20 protein-coding genes are annotated in these 23,157 nt (G+C 37.0%); 1 reads left to right on the forward strand and 19 read right to left on the reverse strand.

Going from position 1 to position 23,157, the window contains the following annotated elements:
* Nucleotides 1-159: 159 nt before the first annotated feature.
* The 13 genes from AC3WOM_RS17495 to citZ form a co-directional block, all read right to left on the reverse strand.
* Nucleotides 160-3,069 carry an S-layer homology domain-containing protein gene (locus tag AC3WOM_RS17495; protein ID WP_492447764.1) on the reverse strand — a complete coding sequence of 970 codons (2,910 nt, stop codon included), beginning with the start codon at nucleotides 3,067-3,069 and terminating at the stop codon, nucleotides 160-162.
* A 297-nt stretch (nucleotides 3,070-3,366) separates the two neighbouring features.
* A complete protein-coding gene (locus tag AC3WOM_RS17500; RefSeq protein WP_492447765.1) occupies nucleotides 3,367-3,516 on the reverse strand; it encodes a hypothetical protein in 150 nt (49 codons plus the stop codon).
* Nucleotides 3,517-3,942: 426 nt separating this feature from the next.
* On the reverse strand, nucleotides 3,943-4,356 hold the full coding sequence (locus AC3WOM_RS17505) for a DNA polymerase I (RefSeq protein ID WP_492447766.1): 414 nt from the start codon (nucleotides 4,354-4,356) through the stop codon (nucleotides 3,943-3,945).
* A gap of 535 nt (nucleotides 4,357-4,891) precedes the next feature.
* Complete coding sequence (gene hflC, locus AC3WOM_RS17510) at nucleotides 4,892-5,902, reverse strand: protease modulator HflC (protein ID WP_492447767.1); 1,011 nt, start codon at nucleotides 5,900-5,902, stop codon at nucleotides 4,892-4,894.
* Entirely contained in the window at nucleotides 5,902-6,879 is a 978-nt protein-coding gene (gene hflK / locus AC3WOM_RS17515; RefSeq protein WP_427546468.1) for an FtsH protease activity modulator HflK, read from the reverse strand. Before hflK ends, hflC begins: the two co-directional genes overlap by 1 nt.
* Nucleotides 6,880-7,014: 135 nt before the next feature.
* Nucleotides 7,015-7,728 (reverse strand): LrgB family protein, encoded by a 714-nt coding sequence (locus AC3WOM_RS17520; RefSeq protein ID WP_492447768.1) that lies wholly within the window; start codon nucleotides 7,726-7,728, stop codon nucleotides 7,015-7,017.
* On the reverse strand, nucleotides 7,725-8,093 hold the full coding sequence (locus tag AC3WOM_RS17525) for a CidA/LrgA family holin-like protein (protein WP_492447769.1): 369 nt from the start codon (nucleotides 8,091-8,093) through the stop codon (nucleotides 7,725-7,727). The genes AC3WOM_RS17520 and AC3WOM_RS17525 overlap by 4 nt, the downstream gene beginning before the upstream one ends.
* Before the next feature lie 375 nt (nucleotides 8,094-8,468).
* Nucleotides 8,469-10,004 (reverse strand): two-component system histidine kinase PnpS, encoded by a 1,536-nt coding sequence (gene pnpS, locus AC3WOM_RS17530; protein ID WP_492447770.1) that lies wholly within the window; start codon nucleotides 10,002-10,004, stop codon nucleotides 8,469-8,471.
* Entirely contained in the window at nucleotides 10,001-10,717 is a 717-nt protein-coding gene (locus AC3WOM_RS17535; protein ID WP_427546458.1) for a response regulator transcription factor, read from the reverse strand. The genes pnpS and AC3WOM_RS17535 overlap by 4 nt, the downstream gene beginning before the upstream one ends.
* A 53-nt stretch (nucleotides 10,718-10,770) precedes the next feature.
* Nucleotides 10,771-11,211: a MaoC/PaaZ C-terminal domain-containing protein gene (locus AC3WOM_RS17540; RefSeq protein WP_492447771.1), complete on the reverse strand. Its 441-nt coding sequence runs from the start codon at nucleotides 11,209-11,211 to the stop codon at nucleotides 10,771-10,773.
* 229 nt (nucleotides 11,212-11,440) lie between these two features.
* A complete protein-coding gene (gene mdh / locus AC3WOM_RS17545) occupies nucleotides 11,441-12,379 on the reverse strand; it encodes a malate dehydrogenase (protein WP_492447772.1) in 939 nt (312 codons plus the stop codon).
* 296 nt (nucleotides 12,380-12,675) lie between these two features.
* Nucleotides 12,676-13,938, reverse strand: coding sequence for an NADP-dependent isocitrate dehydrogenase (gene icd, locus AC3WOM_RS17550; protein WP_427546450.1), 1,263 nt, complete (start codon nucleotides 13,936-13,938; stop codon nucleotides 12,676-12,678).
* A gap of 80 nt (nucleotides 13,939-14,018) precedes the next feature.
* Nucleotides 14,019-15,134 carry a citrate synthase gene (gene citZ, locus AC3WOM_RS17555; protein WP_427546447.1) on the reverse strand — a complete coding sequence of 372 codons (1,116 nt, stop codon included), beginning with the start codon at nucleotides 15,132-15,134 and terminating at the stop codon, nucleotides 14,019-14,021.
* 253 nt (nucleotides 15,135-15,387) lie between these two features.
* Between citZ and AC3WOM_RS17560 the strand changes: the two genes are divergently transcribed.
* A complete protein-coding gene (locus AC3WOM_RS17560) occupies nucleotides 15,388-16,353 on the forward strand; it encodes an AI-2E family transporter (protein ID WP_492447773.1) in 966 nt (321 codons plus the stop codon).
* On the opposite strand, the gene AC3WOM_RS17565 is transcribed toward AC3WOM_RS17560, so the two are convergent.
* The 6 genes from AC3WOM_RS17565 to AC3WOM_RS17590 all read right to left on the reverse strand — a co-directional run bounded on the left by AC3WOM_RS17565 (nucleotide 16,337) and on the right by AC3WOM_RS17590 (nucleotide 22,482).
* A complete protein-coding gene (locus tag AC3WOM_RS17565; protein ID WP_369593500.1) occupies nucleotides 16,337-16,726 on the reverse strand; it encodes an FxsA family protein in 390 nt (129 codons plus the stop codon). The genes AC3WOM_RS17560 and AC3WOM_RS17565 overlap by 17 nt on opposite strands.
* Nucleotides 16,727-16,942: 216 nt before the next feature.
* Complete coding sequence (gene pyk, locus AC3WOM_RS17570) at nucleotides 16,943-18,703, reverse strand: pyruvate kinase (protein ID WP_427546441.1); 1,761 nt, start codon at nucleotides 18,701-18,703, stop codon at nucleotides 16,943-16,945.
* 28 nt (nucleotides 18,704-18,731) lie between these two features.
* On the reverse strand, nucleotides 18,732-19,691 hold the full coding sequence (pfkA, locus tag AC3WOM_RS17575; RefSeq protein ID WP_492447775.1) for a 6-phosphofructokinase: 960 nt from the start codon (nucleotides 19,689-19,691) through the stop codon (nucleotides 18,732-18,734).
* A 315-nt stretch (nucleotides 19,692-20,006) separates the two neighbouring features.
* Nucleotides 20,007-20,969: an acetyl-CoA carboxylase carboxyltransferase subunit alpha gene (locus tag AC3WOM_RS17580; RefSeq protein ID WP_492447776.1), complete on the reverse strand. Its 963-nt coding sequence runs from the start codon at nucleotides 20,967-20,969 to the stop codon at nucleotides 20,007-20,009.
* Nucleotides 20,962-21,819 carry an acetyl-CoA carboxylase, carboxyltransferase subunit beta gene (gene accD, locus AC3WOM_RS17585; RefSeq protein ID WP_492447777.1) on the reverse strand — a complete coding sequence of 286 codons (858 nt, stop codon included), beginning with the start codon at nucleotides 21,817-21,819 and terminating at the stop codon, nucleotides 20,962-20,964. The genes AC3WOM_RS17580 and accD overlap by 8 nt, the downstream gene beginning before the upstream one ends.
* 21 nt (nucleotides 21,820-21,840) lie before the next feature.
* Nucleotides 21,841-22,482, reverse strand: coding sequence for a FadR/GntR family transcriptional regulator (locus AC3WOM_RS17590; protein ID WP_427546431.1), 642 nt, complete (start codon nucleotides 22,480-22,482; stop codon nucleotides 21,841-21,843).
* Between the last annotated feature and the right edge of the window lie 675 nt (nucleotides 22,483-23,157).

Genomic DNA, 23,157 nt, shown 5'->3' on the forward strand with positions numbered 1-23,157 from the left:
GGGAAAACAGCCATTTTGCCAACAATAACAATGCATTTCACTCAAAAAAAGCTTATTGTAACTTTAAACAATTACTCTTAGTGCTATCTAGTCCTTCAGTATTGCTACCCATAGGCAAAAAAGCCAACCGCTCATGGCGATTGACTTTATTTACTACTATTAAACGTTTGTGTTCTCCATTGTAAATGGTTCTTTCAAAAGATTATATTCAGGTTTACTTTCACGCTCAATATGGATAAAGGTTGCAAATAATGGGACAGGACCATCAATTCGAATGACTACACTATTATCTGTACTGCTACTTACTGTTCCATAAAGCGGGGTTAATGAATCATTTATCATAAATATAAATTGCTCCCCTTCTGGTATCTCGATATTTGAAGTGAATGTTAGTCTTATATTCTCAGCATCTACATAAGAGACTTCATTAATAACAAGCGGTAGTGGTTGAACAATTGTCAATTGTGCTGATATTGCTGGTACAAGCTCTGATGTTTGCCCTGTCACAGGATCTGTATATGAAATAGTTTCATTTAATGGAATTGTTACTTGATTGTCAATGATTTGAATATTGAGTTTAAACTCCCTTAACATTGCGAGAATCAATTCCTCCTCCTCAATAGTTAAAGGCTCTTGTTCTAGTTCGAATTCGTCCCTTAACATTTGTTCTATCGCTTCATATACCCTACCTACAGTCAGTTCCTCAATGTCTGGGATACTCGTAATCTCTTTGCTATTTAATAGACGTTGGATTGTTGCTTTCTCCTTCAACCCATTGATTGGTTGTACATTCATCAACTTCTCTAATTTTTCTGCCATACGATTAATATCTGTTTGTGTATTGGCAAGTAAAATATTCGTATTTGTTAAAGAAGCAACTCTCTGGTAAACCATAGGTCCTTGCGCTGCTTTAGTTACCATTGCTTCAGCTTCAGTAATTGCTACTTGCAGCGCATCTGTTGCTTTTTTAGGTATCCATTGCCGTGCCTGTGGAATTTCGTAACCATTTTCAGATATAGCCTGATCTCCATTTTGCAATGCTGCATGTCGTTCCTTGGCATTACTAATCATCTTCTTAAGGGTTGTCATATCTACAGGAGTTGTTGTATTTCCTCCACCTGTGTTATTACCACCAGAGCTACTACCACTGTTACTATTTGAACCACTATCTGTTGCTTCCGAGGGCGTTGAGTTAAAAGGCGTTTGTTGCCCCTTAGCAGATGTTAATGTTTTAATTTGCCCTTGACGAACATTTGCAAACATTGCAAGTAGCGCTTCTCTAGAAATATCTGTCATCACATTATTAATGCGTACATTTGGGCCTAGAGTGAAGGTTGAAACAGCAGGTGATGGTACAATGATATTCCCAATGTTTAATGTTCCATTAATTTGTAAAGCAGTCTGAATTAGATTTTTATAGTCTTCATTTTGTTGTTGCAGCTTTCTTGACGCTTCTTGTATCTGTCGTATTCTTTCTTCCATTTGTTTTGTTTGTTCGACTGAAGGGATAAATCCTGGCAAATTGGGTATCCCTGCTGGGTTATTGCTAGGTTGCGGCTGGTTTGATTGTACTCTTAGAGAAAGTAGCTCATTTTCTATTTGTTGTAATTTTTGTCTTAATAGCGTTAATTGATTATCTTGTACTGGTGTTCTTTTTACCTTTGTTAAATCATTAATTTGCTGTTGCAAGCCTACTGTTTGAGTGGTTAAATCACTAATTCTAGTCAATATTGCTTTTTTCGCCTGCTCCTGCAGTTGTTGCTGTTCTCGTAAAATGGCTTGACTGGCTTCGAGTTGCTGTTGCATTTGTTGTAACCTAAAATCATACTCAGCACCAATGATGACCGTTCCAATATTCGCTGTTCCACTTAATTGTGAACCTTCAGGTGGAGACTCCCAATTAAGTAGGCTCACACTAGGTGCAATAATCTGTAAATCATTTCCTAGATGAGTTACGACTGGTAACGGTGAATCTGAATTAATAAATGCCCTTCCTTTTACAATTAGAGCTACTAATTCACTTCTAGTCATTTCTACCGAAATAGCATTTTCATTAATAACGGCTAATTTAGTAAGTGATGCCGTTCTTGATGTTTCAGCTTCTTCTAGTAGTAGCTCCCCTTTTACCTTTAGCTGATTCAGTGCTATAGAAGTTGTTCGCCCTAAGACACGAATATCCCCTGTGACGGTCATATTTTTCAGCTCAACAAAATCTGCATGAACTACGATATTGCCTACAGAGCTATTACCACCATCTAAGACAACATTTGCACCTTGTCTTCCAGATACGTTTAAGTCAATCGCTAACACCTCAGCTATTTCACCATTCACCACAATAACATCTAGTTGTGCATTTGCTAAAGCAGCAGCATTTTTATCATTTAAAATAGTCTGTGCATTCTTGCCAATCGGCCATTCTCGCCCTTCAATTGTTACCTGATTGTTGTGAATGCGCTCCACTGTAACGGTTGCCCCTGCAAAACCTGTAACTGTCGATGCTCGCTTTATGATCTGCTCAGCTCTTACAATGAAGGAAGCAAGCTGTCCTCTTGTCACAAATTTATCTCCACTAAAAGTAGTAACCGATGTTCCTTTTGTAATCCCATATTCAAATAATGCTGTCACTGCCTGCTGATGTTCTGCAGTCACATCTGTAAAGGGTATTGACACACTACCAGATGCGGTAAGCCCTAATGACTTCGCAATGACCTTTGCCATGTCATTGCGAGTAATAGGATCATTTGGGTTTACTGTGCTATCAATAAGACCTGCTGCTTGCAATGCTACCCATTCTTGTTCATCACTCGCATCTAAATTGAGTATACCTGCAATGATTTTTGCCGTTTGCTTAAATGTGACAGACTCATTTGGCTTAAATGTGCCATCTGGGAAACCATGAATAATATTACGCTGTGCTAAATCCATAATGGCCGCATAATGACTATTTGTCTCTTGTATATCTGAAAAATTGGTCGTTGCTGCCTCTACTGTAGTGCTTGTGCCTGTTATTATAGTACTTACTCCCACCGCCGTAGCTGCCGCTACTATAAATAACTTGTTTTTTTTCATCATTTTCCTCCTAGCAAGAAAGCCATGACCTCATAACGCATACTATTAATAATATATGAGCGACTGTCCTGCATTTTTTTATAAAATTCATCATTGCATCAAAAGCCTCATCACGTTTATTACTCATGCTTTGTAGACGCAGCATCTCTATTTGCTGCGAGTTACTCTGGCCATCCATTTGATTTTTTAGGTTGGTGATTTGTTTATCAAGCTCTGCATGATATTCTAATCTTCTTTAGATATAGCGGCTTTTTCCTTATTTAGTTCTACAGGCTGTGCATTAAACTCAGCGATTTGTTAATTTCTTTGTCGAACCTTATTTAATTGAGATTTAAGCTGCTCCTCTAATATCTGCACTCGATGTGTTTGAACTGCCTGTAACACCAATTTAAGATCCATGCCTTGAAGATTTATGTTTGCAGAGGATTGCCCTGTACCACTTAACATTTCCCACTGTTGTTAATGCACTACTAAAAAACTACCCTCTCCATCAATACCTCCCAAATTTTTTATTGTTATATACAATTGGAAAATCCTAATCATCATACATAATAAAGGTTAAAATTAGGTTAAAAAATATAAATTTTCTTAAAAATGAACGCTAATAGCCCACAACTGTTTTCAGTTCCCTATGTTGCTATTCGAAATCCAAAAATTTCCCCTCTTTAGCTCTGGTTGCACAGGGAGGATGAACCACAAAAAAATCACCTTACTTCCTAAATGTACTATAGAGAAAATAAAGACAATACTGATGAATGTTAATGATTTCAGTATTAATATTTAAAATGAGTACTCTAGCAAATAGAAAATATAAAAAAAAACTTTCATTCAAAAGAATCTCACTTTTGAATGAAAGTTCATTGATTTATGCTATTAATTTGATGTACGATAAAAAATTTCTTCATATATAATCGTTAAGATAAACGCATTCATAAAAGCAAACACTAAAAATAAGGGCATCCCACCCAATTGTGGCTGTGTCAGCTCCTTACTAAATACCATCACTGTGCTAATTTGTGCTAAAAAGAAAATAAAACCAATACCAACTTGCCAAATAGGACGCTTGACCTTTCTTTTGTCATACCAAAATATTCTTTTACATACTTTTCGGAGATCCTCAGCGATAATTAGACTTAATAAAAACAAAGTGACAAAAAATACTGGTATATGATAAACACTTTTCGTTATCCATTCAAAATCTGATAGACGGAAGAAAAGTGTAAACAACGATGCAATACTACAGGCTATGCCTAAATTTTGTAGCCAAGTGCTAATTTGTAATTTCACAGCTATTACCCCCATTTTTTCATTCTAAACATCATTATTCTATCAGATAATAGTAATCTACGATATATAAATTTATAAATTTCTATTAATTTACAAATTAATATTAATCAATTTCGCCTTGGCGTAATTGCGTTCAGATTTTGAATTGTGCCCGCACAATTCATTCTTTTGGAAATTTGTTACATCCGCCGAGGACTTTAGGCCAACAGATGTTTTTTGTGCGAAAGCGTAGTGCTAACGCAGCGACAGCAACATGATGTTGGTCACTCAGTCGTGTGTTGCTGTCGCTTCGCTTTCGCACAGATAAATTGCCACAGGACGTGGCGTTCTTAGACTGAGTTCCGCTATTTAGTAGATGTTTGGACACCCACTGAATAGGAACCAATACCGCATTCATCTAACTTCCTATAGAGGTGGGAGTCATCTGCTGAATGAGGATAAAAATTTATAAGTTTACACATTATCAAAAACAGAAAAGTCGCCACACCAAAATGGTAGGCGACTTCTTATTTTAATCCCTGCAAGGATTACAAAATCATTTGATATAGCCAGATAATATTTTTGCATACGGTGAAGTGGATGGCAAAATAATAACCGTATCTTCACCAACAGTTTTCTTATAGGATTCTAATGTACGATAAAGTGAGTAGAATTCAGGATCTTGTGAAAATGACTTATTATAGATTTTCGCTGCCTCCGCTTCTCCCTCTGCTTGAATTAATGCAGCATCTTTTTTAGCTGTTGCCAGCATTTCTTGCACTTTCCTATCTGTTTGAGCTTCAATACGACGCTTCTCTGCATCACCTTCTGATAGATACTTTTGAGCGATTGATTCACGATCCGAAATCATATTTGTAAATACAGCTTGCTCATTTTCTTTTGGCAAATCAATACGACGGATTCGAACATCTACAACCTCTATGCCGTATTTATCTTGTGCAAGTAATTCATTCACACGTTCAGTAACTTGGTCATTAATACTCCCACGAGAAGAGTTTTCATCATTAATGATTTGTGTATATTCTATTCGCCCAAGTTCAGAGCGAATAACAGAATAGATAAACTCTTCCATACGAGATTCTACTTTTTCAATTGTACCTGCATTTGAAATTAATAACTTTGGATCTGTAATACGCCATACTGCATAATTATCAATAATAATTCTCTTTTTATCCTTTGTATTAATTTCCTCTTCCGATATTTCATAAGTCATTTGGTTTTTTGGTAATCTCGTTACACTTTGAATAAATGGAACCTTCATTTTAAGACCTGGCTCACGTTCAAATTTCACTACTTCCCCAAACTGTCGAACTACAGCATACTCGGATTCTTTTACAATATAAATATTTGCAAATAATATTATAGCAATGGCAAAAACAGCTGTTAAGGTTACAACAAGGGAAATATATTTCTTTGGATTCATCGGACCCTTTTTTGACATCTTGATTACATTATCCTCTGAATTTCCTTCTTTTGGAGTAGTATTTTTGGATTTGCCTGATAAAAAATTTAGGAATTTTTCAAGATCCTTATTTTTTTGATCCATTAGTTACCGCTCCCTTCTTTTTTCTCTTCTTGCTTCTGCTCTTGCTTTTGTTCTACGGGCTGCAGTGCCTGAAGAGGTAAGTATTTCATTGTGCTGCCATCATCATTCATCATGTAAATTTGTGCTTTCGGTAACACATTCTCAAGTGTTTCTAAGATTAAACGCTCACGTGTAATTTGCTGATTTCCTTTATACTGCTCATACATTTTATTAAAAACAGCTACATCCCCTTGTGCCTGCTCGATACGGGCTGTTTTTTCACCTTGTGCCTTCGAAATAATGGCGTCTTTTTCCCCTTCTGCCTCATTTGTACGTTGATTTTCATATTTTTCTGCTTGATTTATTTTAGTATTTTTCATTTCACGTGCATCTGTAACAGCTGTAAATGCTGCACGTACATCAGCATTTGGTAATTCTACATCCTGTAATTTAACACCCAAAATACTTATTCCAATATCATATTTTTCAATAAGCGAAACAAGTAATGTTCTTGTGTTTGCTTCTATGTCCGCTTTTCCCTCTGTTAACGCAGCATCGATTTTGGAGCTTCCGATAATTGATCGAATTGCACTCGACGTAGCGCTATGTAAAATCTCTTCTGGGTCTTGCGCATTAAATAGAAATTTGTTCGGTTCTGTAATTTTCCATTGAACGACAAGATCTGTTAAGACAATATGTTCGTCTCCAGTTATCATTTTCGTTTCAGCATCATAAGCTTCCAATTCCCCTTTTTTATTTTGCTTATAGCCAAACTGTAAACTAAATGTTTCTTTTGATAAAACCTCAACTGATTGAACAGGCCAAGGTAATTTAAAATGTAAACCTGGTTCTGTTACTGTATCATCGGCACGACCGAATGTTATAACAACTGCTTGTTCTGATTCATCTACTGTGTACCAAGATGTAAATACAGCAATAAGTGCAACAATGCCGAAAATTCCAAGTACCACCATCATTAGTGTCCTTTTCACACTCATGTCTGTTCCTCCCTTATGCTTAGTACTATTGTATACGGAACACTTTTTAAAAGGTTTCAAAATATTTTAATAAACTAATATTTTATTGTAGGCAGTTTGACATATACCACATTAAATAAAAAATCCTGTTACCATTTAAGGCAACAGGATATTAACAACTAGATGTTCAAATGCTGGGAACAATGTTGTGGATAGCACGATGCTAATTAAGGCTGCTACAATCATTGCAAGGCTGGCAAAGGTACCCTCGAGCTCACCAAATTCAAAGGCTTTGGAGGTACCTGTACCATGCGCTCCCATTCCTAACATTAAACCTTTAGATGAAGGTCTGTGAAAGCGACACACTTTTATAACTAATGGAGCAAGTAGACTCCCTAATATTCCCGTTGTCATCACAAAAACGGCTGTCAGGGTAGGAGAGCCACCTATCATATTAGAAATATCCATCGCAATTGGTGTAGTAACCGAGCGTGGTACTAGGCTATGAACAAGCTCATCATTTAAGCCAACAACTAAAGCCATCATAAATGAGGAGATAATAGCGACGGCTGAACCAACAGCAATACTAAGAAAGATTTCAAAAGCATGTTTTTTTAATAAATTAAAATTTTTATAAATTGGAACAGCAAATGCAACTGTAGCTGGTCCTAATAAATTGGATAAAATATTTGCTCCTGCATTATAGGATTGATAGGAAGTACCTGTTAATAATAATAGTAAAATTATTATTATTGGTGTGACTAGCATAGGCGTTAGCCACTCTTTTTTATATTTAACATAAATCATTTTACACACATAAAAAATGGCAACGGTCCCTACTAAGCTTGCTATAGCAATGAAAAAACTCATGCAGCATCACCCTTTTTTCGTTGCTCTAGCCACTGCGCTGTAAAGCCTGTTGTAAACATGACAACAATAGCACTCACGACAATCACTAGCACAACCTTCACACCCTGTACACCGAATAGAGCCTCATAATCGATTACGCCAATTGCAGATGGAATGAAAAATAACAATAGCTCACCTAGCAATAATCCTGCTCCTAGCTCAATCCATTCAAGCTTAATGATATGAAACTGCAAAAGTAAAAACAATAAAACTAGTCCAATTATACTCCCAGGAATCGGCAAGTGAAGTAGGCGTGCAATACTATTTCCAACAAATAATAGTATATAAAGATAGCCAATTTGCACGATACTTTTGACGATTTTCATGGTCATCCTTCTCTCAATTTTTGTCCAGCTTCTAAGGAAAACACAGTGAGAATCATACTTTATCTTTTAATAGCTGTATTCATTTCACTGTCCATAAAAGCCCAATTATTTAGTTCAACTAAACATTGAAATTGTAAGTTAAACTTTATGCTACTATACTTTACACCTATTTTCGTCCAGTGTAAAACAGAAAAGAATCTATCACCAAAAAAATTTGGCAATAGATTCTATCTTGGCGAGTGCAAAGCAGCGCCATCAAAATGTAATGAATGATACATATTTTATTTACAGACTTGTCGATTATATAGGGGGTTTCTACTAAATAAGTATAAGCTCCCTTTGTGAATGTTACATGTTGCCTTTGTAAAGAGATTGTTAATTCTTCGGAATCATGACAATCATTTTAGTTCCAACCCCAACTTCACTTTCTACCTGAATACGTCCATGATGTGCTTCTACTAAATGCTTCACAATAGCAAGTCCTAAGCCTGTCCCTCCAGAGTTTCGACTTCGGGCACGATCCACACGATAAAATCGTTCAAAAACACGAGCAATTTCGTGTTTTTCGATTCCAATTCCTTGATCCTCTATTTCAATTATCCCATACTTTTCATTTTCCTTTAAACGAATTGTTACAGTTGTATTTTCTGGAGAATACGTAATCGCATTGGTAATTAAATTCGTTACGATTTGGATGATACGATTGGCATCTCCCATCACTTCAACATCGCGTTCTATATCCACATGGAAGCTCATATTTTTTTCATCTAAACGAGGCCCTGTTAATTCCGCACCTCGAATAAGTACGTCCTGCAAGCCCATCGACATAATATTCACGGTAAAACCATGCTGTTCGATTTTCGATAATTCCAATAAATCCTGAATCAGCATTTGTAGACGATTACTTTCTTTATAAATAATCTCTAAAAAGGATATTAACATCTTTTCATCCTTATAGGCGCCATCCAATAAAGTTTCTGAAAATCCTTTAATCGATGTAATTGGTGTACGCAGTTCATGGGAGACGTTTGCCACAAAGTCCTTTCGAATTTGCTCTAAACGGACAAGCTCTGTAATATCATGCATGACAATAACAACACCAAGCCAGCGACCATGATCGCCAATAACAGGAGCACCATACACTTCCTTATTGTATAGCTCCTGTTGTACTTCCATTTTAATTTGCTGTCGATAAGGCATTTCTGTTAAAAAGACATGGTCGATAAATTGCTCAAGTGATTTAGGTAAGCCTATTGTACGAAAGACCTTCCCCTGAACATCGTCAATTTGCATTCCAAAACGCTCTAAGAATACACGATTCACAATCGATATATTACCTTCACGTCCAATCATCATAAGCGAGCTTCCCATGTTCTCAATTAACGTTTTTAGCCGCTCCTCTTCTACTTCACGTATCGTTGTAATGTCCTGTAAATTACGCGCTAAAATATTAATAGAATGACTTAATGGCATCATACGTTCCTGCTCGTTCTCATGGGCACGTGCACGGTAATTCCCTTTAGCCAGCTCCAGCGCTGTTTCGGTTACATTATCGATTGGTGCGGTGAAATTTCGAATCATATAACGACTGACAATTGCAATCAAAATTAGTGCAATAGTAAAAAGAATAACGAGCACCACATATAATCGAGCGTGAATACTCGGTAAAATTAAACGCTGGTCCTCTGCATTTTGGACTGTATTTAAGGCATCTCTATCTTCCTTAGAGAGTTCAATCTTTCGTTCATCCAATACTTGATTGATTGATTCTTGCATCTGCAGGCTCGCCTGTTCATTATACTGCTCTATATAAACGGGAAAAAGCTGACCTATTACAATCATTAGGACAGCTAGTATTGTTCCGAGTAAAAGCATGAATGTCAAGAATAAGCGGTTGCTCATTGATTTCATGTTGTCTTCGGCTCCTCAAATTTATAGCCAAGACCGCGAATTGTTTTGATAAACATTGGTTTTCGGCTATTTTCCTCAATTTTATCTCGAAGGTGACTGATGTGTACATCCACAATTCGTGTATCACCAGCAAAATCATATTTCCATACAGCACTTAATAGCTGATCCCGTGTTAAAACACGATTTTTATTTTCAAGCAAATAAATCAATAGCTCAAATTCCTTTGGTGTGAATTCCAATGCTTCATCCTGTAAAAATACTTCAAAACGCTCAGGAAAGACACGCAATTGTCCGAACTCAAACATTTTCTCTTGAGGCTCATCTTTATCGTCTAATACAACATTTTGTGTGAAACGTCTTAACACAGCCTTCACTCGTGCCAATACCTCACGTGGGCTAAAAGGCTTTGTCATATAATCATCTGCTCCCAGCTCCAGACCAAGAACCTTATCGAATTCATCATCCTTTGCAGTTAACATAATTATAGGTGTATTCATACGTTGTTGACGTATTTGTTTACATACCTCCATACCATCAAGCCTTGGAAGCATTAAGTCCAAGAGAATTAAATCTGGCTGTAAGTCAATTGCTTTATCCAATCCTTCTTGACCATCTGCAGCTGTTTCTACAACATAACCTGCCTGTTCTAAATTATATTTCAATAGTGTCGCAATAGAAAATTCATCTTCTACAACTAAAATTGTTTTTGTCATGTAATAATGCCTCCGTTAGTGATTTGAAACCCCCATTTCAAATCTCAAGACGTCTATAGTGCAAGTGGTGGTGTCACCAATAAGGTTCCTTCAATCACAAGCTGTTTTTGCTCATTATAGGAATGAACAGATACAGTAATTATATTTTGGAACTTATTTATTTCTGTTACCTCTAAAAGCGTATCAAATAATTCATAATGAAAGAGAGGTCCTAAATATTTTAAATGCTGCTCAATAATTCGTGCACCTGGTCCAGGAATGTACTTCGACACAGCTGACGTAATGATACCATTTAACATAATTGTTGGTACGATTGGCTTTTGAAAAGGTGTCATCGCAGCATAATCATGTTGAATATAAAGCGGATTACTATCATTCGTAAGGCCTAAATAAAGCAGTAAATCCTTATCCTCTATCTTTTCAGTAATATGAATCTTCTCGCCAACTGTAATTTCATCTATTGTGAGACCAAGCTTACTGTTTTTTTGAAGCAAAGATACGCCAACCCCTTTTCTATCATACTACCTTCATAGTATCAATTTTATTCTAAAAGTACAACGAAAAGCAGAATAACCATTTTCCTGATACGCATACGATGCATTAGTACAAATCAATTGAAGAAATATGGTTTAACAAGTTATCTGAGATTTATGCTTAATAGAACTATTACTAAACAAAAAAATCGAGTAGGAATGATTCCCACTCGATTTCATAAGCTTTTTATTAAGCTAAAATTTTCATAACATTGCGGACTGCTTCTGCCGAATTATCTAAAGCTGCTTTTTCTTTGTCTGTTAACTCTAGCTCAAAGATTTTTTCGATGCCATTCGCACCAAGTAAAGTTGGAACACCTAAATACAAATCATTGTAGCCATATTCACCTTCTAAGTATGCAATAGATGGTAAAATACGTTTCTGATCCTTAATAATTGCTTCTGCCATTTCAACAAGTGCCGCTGCTGGAGCATAATATGCTGAGCCATTACCAAGCAAATTAACGATTTCTGCACCACCATTACGAGTACGATTAACAATCTCTTCAAGATGATCAGCAGGTATTAATGTTTCTAATGGAATTCCGCCTGCAAATGAATAGCGAGTAAGTGGTACCATTGTATCACCGTGACCACCTAAAACAAAGCCAGTAATGTCTTTCACTGAGATATTAAGCTCCTCAGCAACAAACGCACAGAAGCGAGCTGTATCAAGTACGCCAGATTGACCAATAACACGATTTTTTGGGAAACCAGTTTCTTTGTAAACTGTGTAAGTCATAGCATCTACTGGGTTTGTGAGCACGATAATCGTTGCATTTGGTGAGTGAGCAGCAATTTCTTTAGAAACAGCTTTCATTACACCCTGATTAATTTGAACAAGATCGTCACGACTCATCCCTGGTTTTCGAGCAACACCAGCAGTGATAAGGACTACATCAGAATCTGCTATATCTGCATAGTTAGAAGTACCCTTCACATATGAATCATAACCTTGCACTGGTGCAGCTTCCCACATATCTAGAGCTTTACCTTTTGTTGGGTTTTCTGCCTGTGGGATATCTACTAAAACGACGTCGCCAAGTTCTTTCTGAGCTGCTAAAAATGCTGCTGTAGCACCTGTAAAACCACTACCAATTACTGAGATTTTTTTACGTTTCAGAGACATTTGAATACGCTCCTTTAAAATTAGGTTATATATTTAAAAAAGGGAGGAGAATATATCTCCTCCCTCGATTAATCAAGTTCATCATAATGCTTTAATCAATTATGCCTCTACATAATTGCGTCCGGAATCGGCTTTGTGCTTGCACAAAGAAATCCTTTCCGATTTCGTGACAGCTGCCAGAGGCTTTAACTTCTTTCAGTTTTGCTGAAAGAAGTTAAACTAAATACATTTTACCCTAATTATATCGACAGAATAAAGCATCCGCTTTACCTATAATTTTTATATTACAATAGAAATTATAGGTTCTTGATTAACTCATCTGCAAACTCAGAACATTTCACTTCTGTAGCGCCGTCCATTAAACGAGCGAAGTCATAAGTTACAACTTTAGAAGAAATTGTTTTCTCTACAGATGTATTGATCATGTCAGCTGCTTCTTGCCATCCTAAGTGTTCAAGCATTAATACACCTGAAAGTAATACTGAAGATGGGTTTACTTTATCTAAGCCAGCATATTTTGGAGCTGTACCGTGAGTAGCTTCGAAGATCGCGTGACCAGTTACGTAGTTAATGTTCGCACCTGGAGCGATACCGATACCACCAACTTGTGCAGCTAATGCATCAGAAATATAGTCACCATTTAAGTTCATTGTAGCTACTACATCAAACTCTTTTGGACGAGTTAAAATTTGTTGTAAGAAGATATCAGCGATAGAATCTTTTACTAAGATTTTACCAGAAGCTAAAGCGTCAGCTTGAGCTTTGTTTGCTGCTTCTTCACCTTGTTCAGCTTTGATAGCGTCATATTGGTTCCATGTGAATGTTTGATCAGCAAATTCAGTTTCAGCTAATTCATAACCCCATTTTTTGAAACCACCTTCAGTGAATTTCATGATGTTTCCTTTATGAACTAATGTCACAGACGGACGGTTATGTTTAATTGCATATTCGATAGCAGAACGCACTAAACGCTCAGTACCTTCTTTAGATACTGGCTTCACACCGATACCTGAAGTTTCTGGGAAACGAATTTGTTTTACACCAAATTCAGATTGTAAGAAGTTGATGATTTTTTGAGCTTGTTCAGAACCAGATTCGAATTCGATACCAGCGTAGATGTCTTCTGTGTTTTCGCGGAAGATAACCATATCAACGTCTTCTGGGCGTTTAACTGGAGAAGGTACTCCGTCAAAGTGACGTACTGGACGTAAGCACACATATAGGTCAAGCTGTTGACGTAATGCTACGTTTAGAGAGCGGATACCACCACCGATTGGCGTAGTAAGAGGACCTTTAATTGCGATTAAGTATTCGTTGATTTTGTCTAAAGTTTCTTGTGGTAACCATTCACCAGTTTGGTTGAATGCTTTTTCACCAGCTAAAACTTCTAACCATTCGATTTTCTTTTCACCGTTGTAAGCTTTTTCTACTGCTGCGTCGATTACACGAGATGCTGCAGCCCAAATATCTGGACCAATTCCATCACCTTCGATGAAAGGAATCACTGGATTGTTTGGTACATTAAGTACGCCATTTTCAACTACAATTTTGTTTGACATTGCTGTTGCCTCCTAAATTCATAATCATAGGACTGTGTTATCAGTAACACAGTCCCAAATATTCTAGCATATTTTCCAAATTAGCGCTCGCTGATTGGAACATATTTTTGCATGCCTGGTCCAACATACTCTGCACGTGGACGGATTAGGCGGTTGTTAGCATATTGCTCTAAAATATGAGCTACCCAACCAGAAGTACGCGATACTGCGAAAATTGGTGTGAATAGGTCATGATCAATACCTAAAGAATCATACACTGACGCAGAGAAGAAGTCTACGTTTGCAGGTAGTTTCTTTTGTTCTACAATCATGTCATGGATTTTAACTGACATTTCATATAGCTCTGGTTTACCAGTTAGTTCAGTTAATTTTTGTGACATTACACGTAAGTGTGGTGCACGTGGGTCGCCTTTGCGGTATACGCGGTGACCGAAGCCCATGATTTTTTCTTTGTTGTCTAATTTATTTTGAATGTAAGATTCAACTTTTTCAAGTGAGCCAATTTCAGTTAACATTTTCATAACTTGCTCATTTGCACCACCATGAAGTGGCCCTTTTAATGCACCGATAGCTGCTGTTACACCAGAATAAACATCTGATAATGTAGCTACACATACACGTGCTGTGAATGTAGATGCATTTAATTCATGGTCAGCATGTAATACTAATGCTTTGTCGAATGCTTCAACTTCGATTGCTGCTGGTTCTTCACCTTTAAGCATGTATAAGAAGTTTGCTGCATATCCTAATTCTGGTTTTGGCGCAACTGGCTCCAAACCTTTACGAACACGTGAAAATGCAGTAACTACTGTAGCAATTTTAGCTTGTAAACGGATAGCTTTGCGGTAGTTAGCTTCTGGATCCATAACATCTGCCTCTTCATCGAATACACCAAGTAAAGATACTGCAGTACGTAGTGCAGCCATTGGATGTACAGTTGAAAGTGGGTATGTTTTGAATTGCTCTACAATTGCTTGCGGAATTGTCATGTTGTCTGCTAATTGTTGTTTTAATTCAGCTAGCTCGTCCTCTTTTGGTAAACGAGTGTGCCATAATAAATAAACTACTTCTTCAAACGACGCGTTCTCTGCTAAATCATCAATGTTGTAACCAACATATGTAAGTGTGTCATCGATAATTGAACTGATTTTAGATTCCGCTGCTACGATACCTTCCAAACCTTTAGTTGCTGACATAATAATTATCGCTCCCTCATACTTATTTTTTTGGTTGTAAATGTATTTTGTATGTCACATTTACGTTTTTTGCTCATATGAACCATTAAGTAAATCGCTTACATTGCTATTATAATCATTTTTGACAGCTTTGTGAATGAAAATCCGCCAAATAAAGAAAAAGGCGCCCGAGCGATTATATATATGCTCTAAAGAGGTATTTTTGTATATTTTGACATTAATTTAACTTTTGAAATGGGGTGAATTTGTAAAAATGAGGAATATTAAGCATTTTTCATACGAAAGAACTACAAGTATTTTATTTTTTATATTCTATTTGGTAATACTTTGGTTCGTATTACCCGTTTCACTTGCAATTTTTTTATCTTTTTCGACTTATCCTATCATAAAATTCCTTCATACTTATTGTAGGATCGCTTATTGGCTTGCAGCAATTATCGTGGAAATTTTGATACTTTCTTGTATCTTTTTTCTCGCTATTATATCTATCAATAGCGTAATTCATATCTTTCCTGAAATCCGAGATACACTACAAAATTTCCCACTTTTCGATGAATATGAATCCATATTTATCCAAGTTTTAAAGGAAAAATCGTTGTCTATTTTTGATTCGATTTTAGTTTATATAGCGAATATTTTTCAATTAATTATGAAGCATGTCATTGAAGTATTTATATTCCTTGTTGCATACTATTTCGCCCTATTGGAAACTCGGAAATCCCGTTATTGGTTTTTTCAATATGCGCCAAAAAAATATCGCAATGAGTGGCAGTCACATTTTTCTAAAGTAATGCAGTTGTTTCATTACTTTCTATTTGTGGAATTTCAGCTTTTCACAATCACATTGCTCATACTATGTGCAGGATTTGTGCTGCTTAACTTTGAACAAGCTATCATTAAAGCTTTTATAGTAGCCTTCGCAGATGTGCTTCCATTCTTTGGCATTGGTGTATTTCTTGTACCCATGAGCATTTATTTTTACTTCACAGGCAATACCTTTTTATGTGTCGCAATTTTAATATTATATTTATTCGTTCAATTAACAAGGCAGCTTGCTGAATCCATGCTTTGGTCAAATACGCTTCAATTACGTACCTTCCACACCTTTTTCATCAGTGCTGCCTCCATTTTATTATTTGGTTTTTATGGTATTTTACTGAGCCCAATTTTTTTATTTTTGGCAGTTAAGTTAAAGGAAAATGCTATTTTTGAACGATAATAAAGTTACCTTTTTTCATTTTTTTACGCATCCAATAATAAAAGATTGGTTGGAACATTTTACGGGAAAAAGGCATGAGTAGTAACAAACCAATCAAATCCGTTAAAAATCCTGGCAAAGCTAATAATACACCACCACTGAATGTTAACACAGTATCAATTAAGGCAGGACCTGGAGCCTCTCCTCGTGCTATCGTATTTTTAACATTTTGCACAGAATTCATACCTTTATTTTTAACTACATAAATACCTATAATACTTGTTGCAACAATGAGCAATAATGTATTGAAAACACCAATATTTTGACCAATTACTATTAATAACGCCAATTCGGCTAATGCATAGACAATGAAACCAAGAAAAACTTTTCTCATATTTTTCTCCCTTCTATCTAAAAAGCTATACCTCTTATACGTTATTATAGCCCATTTTGTTTCATTAAAAAAACAAATGAAACACCATGTAGAGAGATGAATCTATTTATATTCAAGCATGATGCGAATGAAGAATGTTTATGTATGAAAAGTGTTTCGTTATGTTTAGAATAAAGCTCTAGTACAGTCGTTTGCACTAGAGCTTCTTTATCTTTCTTAAAGAACGCTGGCATGTCCTTTATAAATAACGCCCGTTTCTGCATCCATTGTGATTTCTTGACCATGACGAATCAAAGTTGTTGCTTCTTTTACTCCGACAATAACAGGGATACCTAGGCTCAGACCTACTACTGCTGCATGGCTTGTAAGTCCACCTTCCTCGGTAATCAAACCAAGACAATTTTCAAGCGCTGGCATCATATCACGATCCGACCCAACCGTTACTATAATACAACCATCTGTATCATAGGCTAGTGCCTCTGCTGCATTTTTTGCAACAACCGTTTTTCCTACTACTGAAGCTTTTCCAATTCCTTGACCGCGAGCTAGTAAATCTCCAATAATGTGAACTTTCATTAAGTTAGTTGTACCTGCTTCACCAACTGGTACACCTGCAGTAATAACAACTGCATCACCATGTGTTACATATCCATGCTTTAAGCTTTCATCAACAGCAAGCTCTAAAATTTCGTCTGTAGTTGTCACACGTTGACAAACAACTGGATATACTCCCCAAACAAGTGTTAATGTATGAGCTGTATTTGAGGATCCCGTTACAGCAATAACTGGTACACCTGGGCGATATTTTGCAATCATTCTAGCTGTATTACCACTTTCAGTCGGTGCTAAAACTGCCTTTACCCCTAAATTAATTGACGTATACGCTACAGCCTGAGATATAGCCTCTGTCATATTTGCCTCTTTTTCTCGACTACGCATAGAGACTATTGCCTTATAGTCTAAAGAGTTTTCTGTATGCTGTGCGATTTTATTCATTGTTTGTACAGATTCCACTGGATATAGACCTGCTGCTGTTTCACCAGATAACATAATAGCATCAGTACCATCAATAATAGCATTCGCTACATCACTTGCCTCTGCTCGTGTTGGACGCGGGTTACGCTGCATTGAATCTAGCATTTGTGTAGCAGTAATTACTGGTTTCCCTACTTGATTACATTTTAAAATTAATTTCTTTTGTACTAATGGTACTTCTTCAGCTGGAATTTCAACGCCTAGATCACCACGAGCTACCATTAATCCATCTGACACTAAGATGATTTCATCAATATTGTCAACACCCTCTTGGTTCTCGATTTTCGGGATGATTTGAATATGACTTCCGCCATTTTGTTCAAGCAGCTCTCGAATTTCTAGCACATCTTTTGCACGACGCACGAACGAAGCTGCAATAAAATCTACATCTTGCTTGATGCCGAATAAAATATCCTGTGCGTCCTTCTCTGTGATTCCAGGAAGCTGAACAGAAACACCAGGTACATTCACACCTTTTTTATTTTTTAAAACACCCGCATTTTCAACAATTGTATGGATAAGACCTTTCTCCATATCTGTTGCTAAGACACGTAGCTGAATGAGACCATCATCTAACAAAATAATGGAATTTTGTTCCACATCCTCAATCAAGCGTTCATATGTGACAGAGAAGCTAGTCTCTGTCCCTTCAACCTCAGTCATTGAAATATCAATTACTTGACCTGCTGTTAAATGTAGCTCTCCGTTTTTCATATTATGTGTACGAATTTCAGGGCCTTTAGTGTCAAGTAATATCCCAACTGGCTTCCCTAATTTCTGTGCAACTTCACGAATTAAATTAATGCGTACCTCATGCTCCTCATGCGAACCATGTGAAAAATTTAAGCGGGCAACATTCATACCTGCTTCAATCAATTTTTCTAAGGTTTCTGGCGACTCACTTGCCGGACCAATTGTACATACGATTTTAGTTTTTCTCATTTTATGCCCACTCCGTTTTTATGCCAAATTATATTGATAGTTCTTTCATTAATGTATATAAACTTACATCTGCCTCATGATTTTTTTCGAAAGCTTCAGGCATATCATAGTCAATTACTTGATGATTGCGAATTCCTACCGCTCTGCCAGACTTTCCTTCCATTAGTAATTCAACTGCATGAGCACCGAATTGACTTGCCAAAACACGATCACGTGCAGTAGGAGAACCACCTCGCTGAATATGACCAAGAACAGAAACACGCGTCTCTTTCCCCGTTTTTCCCTTTAACAATTTTGCCAAATCACTGCCAGACATGACACCCTCAGCAACTATAATAATGCTATGCTTTTTGCCACGTGCTGCTCCTCGATCTAAGCGTGCCACAATGTCATCTAAATTATAATCTTCTTCTGGAATTAAAACAGTTTCAGCACCTGCTGCAAGACCTGCCCATAAAGCAATATCTCCAGCGTCTCTTCCCATTACCTCTACAATAAAGGAGTTTTCATGAGAGGTCGCTGTATCACGAATTTTATCAATGGATTCTACAACTGTATTTAGTGCCGTATCAAATCCTATTGTGTATTCTGTGCCTGGTACATCATTATCAATTGTTCCTGGTACACCAACAACAGGGAAGCCTTTCTTCACTAAATCCATAGCACCTCTGTAGGAACCATCACCACCAATAACAACTAATCCTTCAATTCCTGCTGCCCGCAAGTTGTCAATACCACGCTGTTGGACTGTTCCTTCTTTAAATTCAGGACATCTCGCTGAATTTAACTGTGTACCACCTCGTTGAATTATGCCACCTACTGAACCTAGATCAAGATTTTCCATGTAACCTTTTACTAAGCCTTCATAGCCATGCTTAATTCCAACAACATCGATTCCATGAAAGGCTGCCTTACGAACGACTGCACGAATAGCTGCATTCATTCCTGGCGCATCTCCACCACTTGTTAATACGGCAATTTTTTTCATTGTCGAACCTCCTGCAGTTACTATTATTATTCACATTAACATGAAAAAACAAACTATGTAAGGGTTCTAAGACTATAAAAACATAACTTTTACATAAAAAATGAAAAGAATGCGCTTTCACACACTCTTTCCATTCAAAAACATCCGAAATCTAACATTTTTTCAAGAAGTCTGGCGTTATTTTTGCGCTACTATCTTCTTATATCATAAAAGCTTTTCTTCAACTAAAAGACGAAAATAATCTCTTTACGAGCAGATTTTCAACTAAAAGTTTTGATCTAAAACTCAAATCAAGAAATATTTTCTTATCAGTATTTATAGTTCTGTTTCTGTATACTGACCGATTTGTTTAAATTTCTCGTAACGATCTTCAACTAATTGTTCGCCATTTAAAGAATTCAATGCTTTCAGTGTATCACTTATACATTCTTTTATATAAAGAGCCTGCTTCGCTACATTGCGATGTGCACCACCTGTAATTTCTGGGATGATGCCATCAATGACACCTAGCTCCTTTAAATCAGGCGCTGTTATACGCATTGCCTCTGCAGCTTGTTTCGCAAGACTTCCATCACGCCATAAGATGGATGCTGCTCCCTCAGGAGAAATAACAGAATACGTTGAGTTCTCTAACATAAAGACACGATTAGCTACTCCTAATGCAAGTGCACCACCGCTACCACCTTCACCAATAACAATACTGATCACTGGTACTTTTAAGCCTGCCATCTCAATCAGATTTCTAGCAATTGCTTCACTTTGGCCACGTTCCTCTGCTGCCTTACCTGGATATGCACCTTTTGTATCGATAAAGCATATAATTGGGCGTTTAAATTTTTCAGCCTGTTTCATTAATCGCAATGCTTTTCGATAACCTTCTGGGTGTGGCATACCGAAATTACGACGAATATTTTCTTTCGTAGATTTTCCACGTTGATGTCCAATAATTGTTACCGGCTGTCCTTCAAAAAATCCAATTCCCCCAAGAATGGCGGCATCGTCACCAAATGTCCGATCCCCATGTAATTCTATAAAATTCTCACACATTGCTTCTATATATTGTAATGTCGTTGGTCTTTCTGGATGTCTAGCTACCTGCACACGATCCCATGGCTTCATATTGGCATATATGGATTGCTCTAGCTGAGTCAGACGAATTTCAAGCTTTTCAATTTCACCTGTCATATCTACATCTGCTTCAGCAGCTATTGATTTTAATTCATCTATTTTTTCTCGTAACTGTATTACTGGTTCTTCAAAAGCTAAATTTTTAGACATGCTGTACGCCGCCTTTCGTATGCATTTTTACAAGTACTGCTACTTGATCTCGCAAATCTTTACGAGGGAAGATGGCATCAAGTTGACCATGGTCAAGTAAAAATTCTGCTGTTTGGAAATCATTCGGCAATTTCTCTCTAACTGTTTCTTCAATAACACGACGTCCAGCAAAGCCAATTAATGCTTGAGGTTCTGCTATATTAATATCCCCAACAGAGGCAAAGCTTGCCGAAACACCACCTGTTGTTGGGTGCGTCAATATCGAAATAAACAATAAACCTTGGTCACTATGTCGTTTTAATGCCACACTCGTTTTTGCCATCTGCATTAATGATAGAACGCCTTCCTGCATACGTGCCCCACCGCTAGCTGTAAAAATAATAAACGGTACACGTAATTCAGTAGCCTTTTCAACAGCACGTGTAATTTTTTCTCCAACTACTGAGCCCATGGAGCCCATTCGGAAATGAGAATCCATAATTGCTACGACAATTTCTTCTCCGTCTAATGTACCTACTCCTGTCAATACAGCCTCATTTAAGCCTGTTTTTTGTTGATCTACAGAAATTTTCTCCACATACGCTGGGAAATTAAGGGGATTACTTGTTTGTAAATGATCATCCATAGAAAAAAATGAGCCTTCATCTAAGAAATAATTTACACGCTCCTGTGCAGTCATTTTGAAGTGATGGCTGCATTTTGTGCATACTTTATGATTTTTCTCTAATTCCTTCGTTAATTGAATATGGCGGCATTCAGGACATTTTGTCATCAGTCCTTCTGGAAATGCCTTTTCTTGTCCGTTCTCTTTCTTTTTTTTATTACCGCTAAATAAGCTACGTATTGCCATGTTTGACTCCCCCTTTGTTGTCTAAATGCTTTGTTCAGTATTCATCCACTGTTCGTAAGCTTTTAATGCTTCTTTTTCATAGCCTAGCTGCATCGATTTCAACATCGTTTGAATGATTAATTTTTCCTCTTCTGTTGAGTTTCGATTTAAACGGTCACCATCATAAGCTGCTAATTGAAACCAGATTTTTAAAGAAAGTCGATTTCCTGCCGTTATTATTAGCTCTCTTAAAATATCTCGACAATTAACTGTACCTTCAATTTCTAGTTTCACAAAAAAACTGTCCCACACAGGTAGTGTGCGAAGAATCTCTGTACAACTTATTACGCGGATAGCTTCCTTTTCATGAATTTGTCGTGTTAATTCGACATCCTTTTTTGATTTTTCATCTTCTAATATAAACATCGACAGTATTTCTACAAGCTGATGTTTATGTGTGGACGCTAGAAAAGTACCACCGCCATGTCTTGTTTCAATCAGTCCGAGCAATTCTAAACTTCGCAATGCCTCTCTTACAGAGGATCGCCCGACACCTAGACGCTCTGACAGAACTCGTTCGGAAGGTAGCTTCTCACCAGCTTGTATTTTTTCTATTTTAATGAGTTGACGTAATTGTTGGACGATTTCTAAAAACACTTTCTTTTGTTCGGTTTTTTTATCCATACGACTAACTCCCCTTATCAAAAAGTGGTCAGACCACTTTTAACGTTGTTTCTAGCTTACAAAATAACTGATGAAAAGTAAAGAAAAAACTGCATAAAAATTTATGCAGTTTCTCATGTTGTTGAAATACTATTATGTCAATGAAATCAAGGTGACAAATTAAAAAGTATAGTCCTTTTTCAAAACGAGGGGTTGATCTCCGTTCCGACTGAGTGCTTTCCTGGGGGCGCCCGATGAGCCGCTTGGGGTAACAGGAGGTTGGTCACGAAGGCGTTATCACAGGACGTGATGCCTTTAGCCTTCGTTCCCCTAATATGCTCGCTCCAGGGTCTCATCTGTGACGCTGAATCCCCGAGGAGTCACTCAGTCTACACTCCAATCAACCACTGCTCATAGTATGTTCTTCTGGCATTTCACAAATAAATAGTGATAAATTTGAAGTCTTACCCATCACTAGATTGTGCAAAAATGGAGTTTTAATAACATTTTTCTATGCGAAAGCAGAGCAGTACTTTATGTAAAGTTACAAAGTAGTTTTACGCATAAAATGTAGGTTAATAGCTGTAGAATTGTACCAATATTCTATCCATTTAATGTTGGTGAGTAACATGCTTTTACTTTACTTTTGAGGGAAGAATATATTTAAAGTTCTACACTATTGCTGATTGGAGTGCA

Source organism: Lysinibacillus sp. FW301-JW8 (genome assembly GCF_058788755.1).

Bases quoted from the DNA above. Each gene is read 5' to 3' on its own strand.
- AC3WOM_RS17495 (WP_492447764.1), bottom strand. From the start codon at position 3,069: ATGAAAAAAAACAAGTTATTTATAGTAGCGGCAGCTACGGCGGTGGGA.
- AC3WOM_RS17500 (WP_492447765.1), bottom strand. From the start codon at position 3,516: ATGTTAAGTGGTACAGGGCAATCCTCTGCAAACATAAATCTTCAAGGC.
- hflC (WP_492447767.1), bottom strand. From the start codon at position 5,902: ATGGATCAAAAAAATAAGGATCTTGAAAAATTCCTAAATTTTTTATCA.
- hflK (WP_427546468.1), bottom strand. From the start codon at position 6,879: ATGAGTGTGAAAAGGACACTAATGATGGTGGTACTTGGAATTTTCGGC.
- AC3WOM_RS17520 (WP_492447768.1), bottom strand. From the start codon at position 7,728: ATGAGTTTTTTCATTGCTATAGCAAGCTTAGTAGGGACCGTTGCCATT.
- AC3WOM_RS17525 (WP_492447769.1), bottom strand. From the start codon at position 8,093: ATGAAAATCGTCAAAAGTATCGTGCAAATTGGCTATCTTTATATACTA.
- pnpS (WP_492447770.1), bottom strand. From the start codon at position 10,004: ATGAAATCAATGAGCAACCGCTTATTCTTGACATTCATGCTTTTACTC.
- AC3WOM_RS17535 (WP_427546458.1), bottom strand. From the start codon at position 10,717: ATGACAAAAACAATTTTAGTTGTAGAAGATGAATTTTCTATTGCGACA.
- mdh (WP_492447772.1), bottom strand. From the start codon at position 12,379: ATGTCTCTGAAACGTAAAAAAATCTCAGTAATTGGTAGTGGTTTTACA.
- icd (WP_427546450.1), bottom strand. From the start codon at position 13,938: ATGTCAAACAAAATTGTAGTTGAAAATGGCGTACTTAATGTACCAAAC.
- citZ (WP_427546447.1), bottom strand. From the start codon at position 15,134: ATGTCAGCAACTAAAGGTTTGGAAGGTATCGTAGCAGCGGAATCTAAA.
- AC3WOM_RS17560 (WP_492447773.1), top strand. From the start codon at position 15,388: ATGAGGAATATTAAGCATTTTTCATACGAAAGAACTACAAGTATTTTA.
- AC3WOM_RS17565 (WP_369593500.1), bottom strand. From the start codon at position 16,726: ATGAGAAAAGTTTTTCTTGGTTTCATTGTCTATGCATTAGCCGAATTG.
- pyk (WP_427546441.1), bottom strand. From the start codon at position 18,703: ATGAGAAAAACTAAAATCGTATGTACAATTGGTCCGGCAAGTGAGTCG.
- pfkA (WP_492447775.1), bottom strand. From the start codon at position 19,691: ATGAAAAAAATTGCCGTATTAACAAGTGGTGGAGATGCGCCAGGAATG.
- AC3WOM_RS17580 (WP_492447776.1), bottom strand. From the start codon at position 20,969: ATGTCTAAAAATTTAGCTTTTGAAGAACCAGTAATACAGTTACGAGAA.
- accD (WP_492447777.1), bottom strand. From the start codon at position 21,819: ATGGCAATACGTAGCTTATTTAGCGGTAATAAAAAAAAGAAAGAGAAC.
- AC3WOM_RS17590 (WP_427546431.1), bottom strand. From the start codon at position 22,482: ATGGATAAAAAAACCGAACAAAAGAAAGTGTTTTTAGAAATCGTCCAA.